The organism is Sphingomonas parva (ex Maeng et al. 2020) (assembly GCF_004564275.1).
GTDB classification, from domain to species: domain Bacteria; phylum Pseudomonadota; class Alphaproteobacteria; order Sphingomonadales; family Sphingomonadaceae; genus Allosphingosinicella; species Allosphingosinicella parva.
On sequence record NZ_SPDV01000074.1, the window covers coordinates 1 to 10,201 of the forward strand.

General features: G+C 63.0%; 6 protein-coding genes. All 6 read right to left on the reverse strand.

Annotation, left to right across the window (positions count from 1 at the left end; genetic code table 11):
* A partial coding sequence (locus E2493_RS20020; RefSeq protein ID WP_167737344.1) for a phage integrase N-terminal SAM-like domain-containing protein occupies nt 1–221 on the reverse strand: 221 nt, incomplete at its 3' end.
* Nucleotides 222–506: 285 nt separating this feature from the next.
* On the reverse strand, nt 507–2,426 hold the full coding sequence (locus E2493_RS20025; RefSeq protein WP_135090425.1) for a calcium-binding protein: 1,920 nt from the start codon (nt 2,424–2,426) through the stop codon (nt 507–509).
* A complete protein-coding gene (locus E2493_RS20030) occupies nt 2,423–6,820 on the reverse strand; it encodes an Mbeg1-like protein (RefSeq protein WP_135090427.1) in 4,398 nt (1,465 codons plus the stop codon). Before E2493_RS20030 ends, E2493_RS20025 begins: the two co-directional genes overlap by 4 nt.
* 9 nt (nt 6,821–6,829) lie before the next feature.
* Nucleotides 6,830–7,471, reverse strand: coding sequence for a hypothetical protein (locus E2493_RS20035; protein ID WP_135090429.1), 642 nt, complete (start codon nt 7,469–7,471; stop codon nt 6,830–6,832).
* Between the two features lie 1,491 nt (nt 7,472–8,962).
* Nucleotides 8,963–9,442, reverse strand: coding sequence for an OmpA family protein (locus tag E2493_RS20040; RefSeq protein ID WP_135090431.1), 480 nt, complete (start codon nt 9,440–9,442; stop codon nt 8,963–8,965).
* 383 nt (nt 9,443–9,825) lie between these two features.
* Nucleotides 9,826–10,201, reverse strand: a 376-nt coding sequence (locus tag E2493_RS20045; RefSeq protein WP_191992985.1) for a transposase, incomplete at its 5' end; no start/stop codon positions are given.

The following is a 10,201-nucleotide window of genomic DNA, read 5'->3' on the forward strand; positions in this document are numbered from 1 at the left end:
TTGACGGTGGGTGCCTGCGCCCCGCTCTCGGCCTGGTGGACCTGAAAGCGGCGGATATCCTCGGCCGTGGCGGTGTCGGGAGGCCGCCCCAGGAAAGCGGCGAAGCTGCGCACGAAGCGGATGTAGTCGCGCTGCGTGCCCTCGCGCAGGCCGCGCATCGCCATGTCCTCGAGCATACGCTGGCGGAGCGGGGTGATCGGACGGGGGATCTGTGTCGTCATCGCGTCTTCCTCTCGAGCTGAAGGGTGACCCCTCAGGCTCGGAGGACGACTCCGACGCGCTCAAGCGCTATCGATGACCCGCGGCCTCACCGCCCTCACCAATCCCGCGCGAGCGGGTTCGTGCACTGGCGCACTCCCGCCGGACCGCTTTTCGGCTGGACCTGGCGCAAAGCTGCCGTCGGGGAGACGTGTATTCCGCGCTGAGATTGCCGCCAGGGTCGGCGTGCCGGCAAGTTCAGGCCGATGCAAAATAGCGCCGGCTCCGACCTTGCGGGCTTCTTCGGTTCAGAACTCCGGCGCCGCCGGCAGCATCGGAAGGAGCTCGTAACTCACCACGGCGTCGTGCTCTACAGGCAGGATGGGAAAGAGCCTCTCGAACCATTCGCCTCCGCGGAAGGCGCCCTGTTGCTGCTGGTCGGCCGGATCGTAGTTCAGGGCGACGTCGGCGAGCGATCCGGATCTGCCGTTCGTCCGGGTGAACTGACCGTGATTGATGACGATGTTCTCGCCCCACTCCCAGCTCTGCTCCGTCGCCGCCCCAGTCAGCGTGATCGAAGCCACGCCTGCCTTGCGCATCGACAGCAGCTCGCCCTTGTCCTGCACCCCGTCGAGATCCTTGTCCTTCCAGATGCGGAAATCTGCCCAGGCCGCGTCCTTGGCCGAGAACAGCCCGTCCCTGTTGGAGTCGAATGCGCTCAGGCCGTCGAGATCGGAAAGCGCCCCCGGCTTGTCGCCGATGAACGACAGCTCGTTCGCGCCGAAGATCCTCCCGTCCCCGTTGCGGTCGTAGACGAGCAGCCCGTCCCCCTTGCCGATCCAGCCGGTACGCTCGCGCGCCCCGTCGCCGTCGAAGTCGAACCGCGCCCGCGAGGCCGCGAGATCGACCAGCTCGACACCGTCTCCGTCGAGGTCTAGGACGATGGGGGACGCGATCCCGACAGTCTGGTCTTTGAACTTGAGGTGCTCGATCCCGGAAAGGGTGTCAGTGCCTTCGTTGCCGTCGGTGGTGGTGGCAGTGTCGACGACCGAGATCGAGCCGGCCGATGTGGTGATGGTGTAGGTGGCCTTGGCGCCGGCGAATCCAGCCGTGTCGGTTCCGAGTCCTCCCTCGATGCGGTCGTTGCCGGTCGCGCCGTAGATCAGATCGTCCCCGGCGGAACCGGTGAGAATGTCGTTTCCGGCGGCGCCATCGATCTTCCCGATGCCGGTGAGGGTGACACCGCTGAAGTCGAGCGTGTCGGCACCGGTGAAGCCAAACACGTTCACACCGGTGAACCCGCCGGACGTGATCGCTTCGATCCCCGAGAGCGAGATAAGCCCGATCCACGCATTCGCACCGGTGGCGGCAATCGTATCATAGCCATCGCCGCCGGTGACCGCATCATATCCGTCGCCGCCGGTGCTGTAGTTGTACCGGAAGACGTCGTCGCCGACGCCACCGTCCAGCGCATCGTTGCCGGCACCGCCGGTGAGAACGTCGTTGCCGGCGCCACCGCTCAGCACATTCGCGGCGGAGCTTCCGGTGATCGTGTCGCCACCGCTGCCGCCGATCACGTTCTCGATCGCGACGAGCTGGTCGCTTTCCCCGACCATCACCGCCTGGCTCGTCGTGACCGCGAGGCTGATCGTCATTGCCGTCGTGCGGCTCGCGTAGTCGGCGGTGTCAGTACCGGCTCCCCCATCGATCACGTCGTTCCCCAGACCGCCGTCGATCCAGTCGTTGCCCGCGCCGCCCGCCAGCGTATCCGCCCCCGCTGAGCCGATCAGCACGTCGTCACCCCCGGCGGCGTCGATCTTCACAATTCCGCTCAGCGTGATGCCTGAGAAATTGAGCTTATCATTGCCCCCGGCGCCCCAGATGGCGACGCCGCTGAAGCCACCCGAGCTTATCGCCTCGACGCCCGCAAGGGTGCTCAGGCCGATCCACGCGTTGGTGCCGGTTGCGAGGATCGTGTCGTAGCCGTCGCCGCCGTCGACCGCATCATAGCCGTCTCCCGCGGAGCTGAAATTGTAGCGGAAAACGTCGTCGCCCAGGCCCCCGTCGAGCACGTCGTTGCCGGCGCCGCCCTCCAGGATGTCGTTGCCGTCGCCGCCCGCCGCGGTGTCGTTCCCGGCACCGCCGGCAATAGTATCGGCGCCGATCGATCCAGTCAGCCTGTCGTTCCCGCCGGAGCCGTCTATCTTGACGATTCCGGTGAGGGTCACACCACTGAAGTCGAGGGTGTCTGCCGCGGAGGTACCCGATATGCCACACCCGCGAAGCCGCCCGAGCCGATCGCCTCGACGCCGGAGAGCGAGCTCAGCCCGATCCAGGCATTGATCCCGGTTGCTACGATCCCGTCGTACCCATCCCCGCCGGCAACGGCATCAAAGCCGCCTCCGAGGGCGCTGTACTGGAAGAGGTCGTCGCCGGCCCCGCCATCGAGCTGGTCGTTGCCCGCGCCGCCGTCGAGCAGATCGTCGCCCTCCCCGCCGTACAGCGCGTCGTTGCCAGCGCCCCCGGCCAGAGTGTCGTTGCCGGCAAGCCCCTCCACGACGTCATTTCCACCAAGGGCATCGATTGTGTCGGCACCCGAGGTGCCCGTGACATTGTCCGGGCCGTCGCTGATCTGAGCTGCCAGATAGCGGTCGATCAGCTGTGCGCGTGTCCAGCTGCTCCCGTCCTCAAACTCGATCATGTCGATCGAATCGGCCGTGGCCGCCCCTCCGCGAATGGCGACCGTGCTGCCCGGGTACGGGAAGGCCAGTACGATGTCGTTGCTGCCGCCGCCTCCTGTCCAGAACATGACGTCGGCCGAATAGAGGCCGGCCAGCCTGAGCACGTCCCATCCTTCGCCCGGTACGATCGAATCCGAGCCCTCGCCAAGCCGATACACGATCGTGTCGTCACCCGCTCCGCCATCGAACTGGTCGTCGCCACGACCGCCGTACAGGACGTCGTGTCCCTCATCCCCTCGCAGTTGATCCTCGCCGTCCCCGCCACGGAGACTATCGTCGCCGGCACCGCCGGAGAGAACGTCGTTACCAGTGAAGCCAAGCACCAGGTCGGCGCCGGCACTACCCTCTATGTCATCGTCTTCGCCGGTGCCGAGCTGCGGCGCGGAGAGCAGGTCGACAACGCTGCCGTCTCCGTCGAAGACTAGTCTCTCTATGGCTGAGAGCGTATCCTCGCCGTCCGAGTTCCAGAAGTCCGCCACGGTCAGCGTCCCGTCCTCGCCGAGTGCGATCAGGTAGTCGTCTATGTTGCCGGCAAAATGAGCGATGTCGAATCCCGTGCCGCCATCGAGCAGGTCGTAGTGCTCTCCCCCTGTGAGCACATCGTCCCCGGCCCCGCCGAACAACCAGTCGTCTCCGCCAAGGCCATAGAGAACGTCGTTACCCTGGCCCGCGTCGTACGTGTCGTAGCCTTCCGTGCCGCTGAGAATGTCGTCACCGCTGGTACCGCCCGCAAGATCCGCGAGGGAGATCGTGACCCCGTCGTCCTCGAAGTAGAGAGCCTCGACATTCATAAAGCGAGTCACCTCCGTCGTGGAGTAGGCGGACGCGCTCAGCACCGTGCCCTCTTCATCGCGGTACAGGCGCACGTTCGATGAACTGTCGAAGACGTGCGCGATATCGACCCCGGGGCCTCCATCGACGATGTCGTTGCCCCAGCCTGCAATAAGAACGTCGTCGCCGTCGCCGCCCTGGAGGAAATCGTCGCCGTAGTCTCCTACCAGCCTGTCGTCGCCATCACCGCCGGACAATCGATCATTGCCGGGGCCGCCGGCAAGGGTGTCGTTACCTCCAACGCCGCCTAGCACATCGTCCGCCCACCCGCCTTCAAAACTGTCGTCACCTGCGCCGCCATCCATCACCTGCGGCGGCATCATGTAGGCCTCCCAATCGAAACCGGTATCGTCCCACAAGCGCGGGCCGAGATTGTACATGGGATGGGCGCTGTCGATCTTCGTACCGCCGCCGGTGATGAACCCGTCGGGGTTGCCGTCGAGGAAGTCGGCTGTCCCGACCCAGAGCACGTTCCCTTTGTCGCGGTAATCGCCGTAGGGCCAGAAGCCCAGTTCGGGAGTGTTAGTCCACCAGAAGCCCTCTGGCGGCTCGGCGATCACGTTCGCGAGGGCATCGGCTTGGAAGCTGATCCCACCTTCACCGTCCGTGAAGCCGTCGATCAGGATCGTAAGCCGTTCGTCTGCAGATGAAAGTGAAGGAAGCCCGGCCCCAGCCATATCCGTCGACGAGAAGCTGATCAGGCCGAGGCCGGAGTTGTCGACAAGACTATACGAGACGTGCCGGACTGGGCCTGGATCGGCGACGTAGCGGCCATAAGGCGCACCCGTGACGGTCGTGCCCCATTCCACGAAATAAGATTGCAGGTAGACCGTGCCGTAGCTGCTTTGTCCGGAGAGGTTCACCTCACCAAATCGCACGTCGTCATTAGGATGATCCGACCAAGCCTGCATCAAGGTGCTCGAAAGCTTGTTACCGTCGAACAGCAAGTCATTCACGTAGATCTGGTCTTCAGTTCCGAATTTACCGATGAACACCTTGTTCCGTGTGAGGTATGCAACCTTCTCCGCTTCGCTGAGGGACGCAAATTCTTCGGGCACCGTTGTCGTGACGCGGAATACGTCCACAGCGCCTTCATGGCCGTAGGCCTTGTCACCGGCAAGCAGAGTGAAATCGCCACCGGCCGCCCCGGCGCGGAATTCCGCGCCCGTGCCCGCGCCTATGAAGATCGTCTTCGCCGTGTCTGAGCCGCTAACCGTCGTGTGGAAGCCGCTCAGTTCGATCCGCCCGCTGCTCCCGGGGCTGGTCAGCTCCACACCGCCTTCGGTGATCTTGGCTTGAAGCTGCGCTGTGGCCGCCTGCAAGTCGATCAGGTCCGAATGCTGCTGCCCGCCGGCCGCATCGATTTTGAGATCGTATTCGTTCGGCAGTGAGCCGATGAAACTGAACGAATCGTTGTACTGGGTAGCGACGATCTCCTCAATCGAGAGGAGTGTGTCGGTGCCGCCGCTTCCGTCGAGAACGGTCAATGAAGGAGAATTTCCACTTCCATCGAAGCGGACCGTTATGGATGCTTCTGAACCGTCATAGATGGCTTGATCGTGGCCATCGCCGCCGTGGATCCAGTCGCTTCCTCCGCCACCTTCTAGTTTGTCGTTGCCGCCATTTCCGAGGAGGACGTCGACTCCATCCCGGGCATCGATACCCTCACCTGCGCTAGACCCAATGATAAAGTTCTTAGAATTGCCTGGGGAAGTAAGATGCTGCTCGACCCCGGCAAACTGCCCCATAACGAACACCAGGATGGAATTGGCGTCCGTAAACGACAACTCGTCAGGAGCACCGATCTCGATTTGGTAGCTAAGCGCATCGACGATATCGACGATATGACCAGCGGCCTCTCCCGTCGTATCGCTAAGCCACGTTAGCGCCTTCCATGCGAATTCGGCTAGGCCTCCTCCCTCTTCGACAGACGTCAGAATAAGCTCTTCCAACACGTCCGGTTTGTTGACGAGGCCATCTTTAGTCCAAGCCGCATCGGAGAGGTTAATCGTCAGCGCCGAGCCGCTCTCCGCCAGAGAAAGAATTCCGGACGCCGCCTGTGGATCGTCTTCCACCAGCACGGCTCCGAAAGCGAGCCTGCCGGCATTCTCCACCAGGACTTCACCGATCAGGCTCTCGGATTCCCGCACTGCGGAACTGGCGGTCGCGGATACACCCACGGAGAGATCCGCGGCGTCGTCGAACATTGCGCGAATGGCGGTGTCGCCGAAGGGTCGCTCACCTTCCGAGAGAGCGGAATAGGCGATGGCGGAAGAAAGTGAGGTCGCGTCCGCGAACCCGGCGGACTCGCCGACTCGGACCGAGGTGAGGGCCTCGAAAAGCGGATCGATGGCATCTTCCCAGTTCCGCATGCTTGCCTGGAACAGATGCGAATAGAGCAGGATCACGTGGATATCGGCTGCATGCAGCTCCCAGTCCCACAGCGGACCGGTTATCGTCGGGAACGGTATCGTCGTGACGGGCGTATTCTGCACGAGCCGGGTGGACTCGGCGACCTCGCCAGCGACTGCATAGGTCCTTATGCCCGCAAAGTTCGGCGACCATGGCGTTTTGTCGCCATAGGTTTGCTCCGAGTAAATCCGATTTGTCGTGGCCTCGAATGAGATGTTGGCGATGAGAACCGCCTCTTCTTGGAACAAGGCGCCGACCATACCGGCCAACGCCCCACCCAACGAATGCCCGGTCAACACGATTGGAGAAGACGTTAGGTCATCAGCCGATCGGTAAAAGTCGATCGCCTCCTCGATCTGCGGAGCATTCGGATTTGAAAAGATCGTGACCCAACTTCGGATATCTACGATTTGGTCGGTGCCTCTGTAGGCGATTATCGGGGTACCTGCCTCTAAGGCACCGACACCGTCGCCAACCACGCTATACTGCACAGCGCTGAACCCGGAAGAGCTTGGCGGGCTGGTTCGCACGACGACAGCGTTGCCTATCTGGTTTCCTGAGATTTGCAGTTGCGAATTGGGGTTGTTGCGATAATACGCATCCATCGCAGCAATGCTAAGAAAAAGATCCTCGTCCATTCCTACCAACTATCGCTTAAATGAACTTATAGGTTCGAATATAAGTTGACCGTTTGGTATCGCACGGGTGATCGGACTTTTTCTGCGAGGAAGCCAGATCAGATGGCGCTCTAATCTCCTGGAGACTGGTGCACTTGTTGTTTTGGCAATGATACGACGGATCGCATAGCCCGACCCGTAGAGCTTTGCGACGTCGGCGGGATTGATCTGCTCGATAGTTCCCGGATCGCTGAGGTCCGAAAAGCGGACAAACTGCGGATAATCTTCAGGACGAAGGACAGCCTGTCGCTTTTGCGCCGACAGGACACCTCCAACTTCGACGAAGGGAATCGTCTTTCGTTCCTCATCGGTCAGCATTGCAAGTGGAATGGTCTCGGCAGTGCCGCGGCCGCGTGCATCGCCCCCAAGCAGAGCGAACAGCTTCTCCCCTTTCGGCAGCAGGACCGTGACAGCCTCGCCTTCGGCTAACACCGACTGCCCTTGGAAGTTGGGCAAGAGCCGGAATTCCTTTTGCGCGTGCACCTCGAGCACGCTCGAGCCCTTCCGAAGCCCCTCAGGCGTATCGATCTCTACGGTAAGCTCGTAGCGGTAGCTGGGCTGCGGAGCACAAGCCGCGACTAAAATCGCTGCCACGAGCGCACTCAGGAACATCAAACGATGAACCATCACGTTGGTCGTCGTAAGAACATGATCCTTTGGCGTAGAGGGGCACCACAATGGGCTCCCTTGCGCGAAGATTGAGAATGAAGACCCGGCCACCAACCTCTGGAGCTGAGCTGCTAGCCGGCAAAGAAGCGACCGTGCGTGCATCATGCAACGACCGCAGGATGAATAACGGCTGGGACTGGCGACGCCGAATCCCCGTTTTGAAGGTTAGCGTCCATGGAACGATCACGGGCGTAATGACCCCAGTCGCCCGCCCTCGTCGCGCCCACTACACGACTCATAAGGCCTCCAGATGAGGTACCACGTTCACCTCAGGCATAGTCCTGACGGAGCCGAAACAGCTTTGCAAGCCGTTTCCTGGAAGAAATGCATACTCCGCCCCTTCAATATTGCTCCCTCGTCTTGAGTCTTCTGAATTATCCGGGATGCTCGCCGACCGTGCTGTTCGGCCTGGAAACGTTGCCGTCAACGAACATACATCTGCCGGGCTGCCTCATCCTTCTGCGGGAACGTGACGGGATCATGCGGTGACCCGACCCATCGTCGCATCGGAGCACGGCACCCGAGTCCGGAAAAGGTTCCGAAGCGGCCGCAGTTCGCTCGGGACGCGCTTACCGAGCTGCCTGTTCTGTGCAATCAGTGAAGTGGACCGTAAGTCGCCTTGTTTCGACTGCGCATCTGAAACGAAGTCTCAACCTGGACGCAGTATCGATCGCTTCATGATCCGTTCTGCACGTTTCGCCCTGCTCCTCGGCGCCACCGCCCTCTGTGCCACGGCAGCTCCGACCGAAAGGCCCTCTGAAGCGGAAGACGGATCCCTCGACCCAGCAACCTTCGACTGCGCACTGCGGGACTTCTCCCGGGTCCGGGAACCGACGCGCTCCGCCGCACTCGCTTTTTTCAGGACGGTGACGATACCCTACCTGCGCGACGTGCATCGCAGCGGTCTCGAATTCGCACAACACAAGCGACTACCCGGCGACGCGGGAGCACGGGCGATCGCCCACAATTACGCGCAGAGGCGCGCCAGACGCGAACAGTTCGGAAGAGACCTCGACTCATTCATCCAGGCCATCCCACAGGGCGATCGGGACGCGGTCTACCGCGCCGTCCTGCCGATCACCTGTCCTCCCGCGCCACCCGGCGTCCCGCGCTCCCGCTAGGCGGCTTAACGGCAGCGCCAGCAGGAGAGCTCCCGGTGCCTCCAGCAGAGAGCGAGTTGAGACATCGGCGAAGGCGCCGCTTGGGCGCGTCTGTCAGACATTGCTCCCGGGCGAGCTGACGAGGGACCTCCAGCCTCCGAGGGAGACTTCGCACCGCTCAAGTTTTTTCGATTACGTCCCTGCCGCCGAGCCGCGCACCAATCCCGCGCGAGCGCGTTCGTGCAATGGCGCAAACCTGCCGGTCGTCCCAGTGGCTGCGGTCAGCAGAGGTCCTCATTGACGATGAGGACGTCATCACGGCCGTGTCTCCGCATCATCGTAGTTCGCCCCTCCCGCGGATGGACAGTGACGATACGATCATTGGCCTGCGGAGCCTCGTCGGGGCCTCGCAGAAACGGTCCTTCTCGCCGATGCCTCTCACCTCGGTTCGGCCGGGGTGCACGCCACGAGGGTCGAGAAAGCGCTCGACGGCCCGCGCTCGCGCAGAGGAGAGCCGACGGTTCGCTGCCGGGTCGACGACCCGATCAGCGCTGCCCTCGATGACGATGATCGTTTCCTCAGGAAAAGGGCGCGCCAGTCGGCAAAATAATCGAGCACTTTCGGAAAGGGCGGGATGATCCGGCTGCTGCCGCTCTCGAACCAGACGAGCACGCCCGCAGGGGTGTAGGCGGAGCCTCGGCCGCTGACCGCGAGCGCCAGAAGAGCGAGCGAGAGTCGCCCCATGGAAGATTGCAGCCACATGGCCACGGGCGGCCCTCCTTCTCCCGGCATGGTGGTGTGTGCATATTGCCACCGACTAGCAGTCATTCTCACGCGCACGGGCCGGACGATCGTCCGGTTTCAGGAACCGCCTCGCCGGCCCCGAACGTCCGCCTTTGTGAAGGATTTCGGGCGCCGGCAGGCGTATGAAATCCTCCAATGTAGGAACCCGCGGGTGCGGGGCACGGCGCTATGGGGTTTTGAGAGTCCGGCGGCTGACAGCGGCTCGGCGCCGGATGGTCTGGCGTAGCTCGGCGGCAGCGAGAGCATCGGCTTGGCGGGCCAGCGGCGGCAGGATTTGGCCTCGCGATCGGTGTTGGAGGCCTCGGCTGACCCCCTCCGCGGCGAAAGGGACGACTGGGGCGGTCGGCTGGAGCGCTACTGCAGCAGCCTCAAGGTGGAGCAGGCCGTGCCGGGTCACGGCGCCGTCTTCGCGGCAAGCGCGATGGTCCGCGGCGGCGGTCGCTTCTGGCGCCAGCGCTCGAAACTCTCGATGATGCGCATCCGTCCGCCGCAGCAGGGACAGGGCGGCAGCGGCACGGGCCGATCCTCTGGCGGCGGTTCGGGCGGCGGTGCCGCTGCGAGTAGCTCGCGAGCGCGGGCGATGCTGTCCTTGCGGGTGGCGCTGGCGAGCAGGCCATAGTGACGGATCCGATGAAAGCCGCGCGGCAGGACGTGGAGCAGGAAGCGGCGGATGAATTCGTCGGTGCTGAGCGTCATGGCGCCGTAGCGCTCGGCGCCGTTGCGGCGATAGTCCTTGTAGCGGAAGCGGACGCCATCCTCGTCGAAGGCA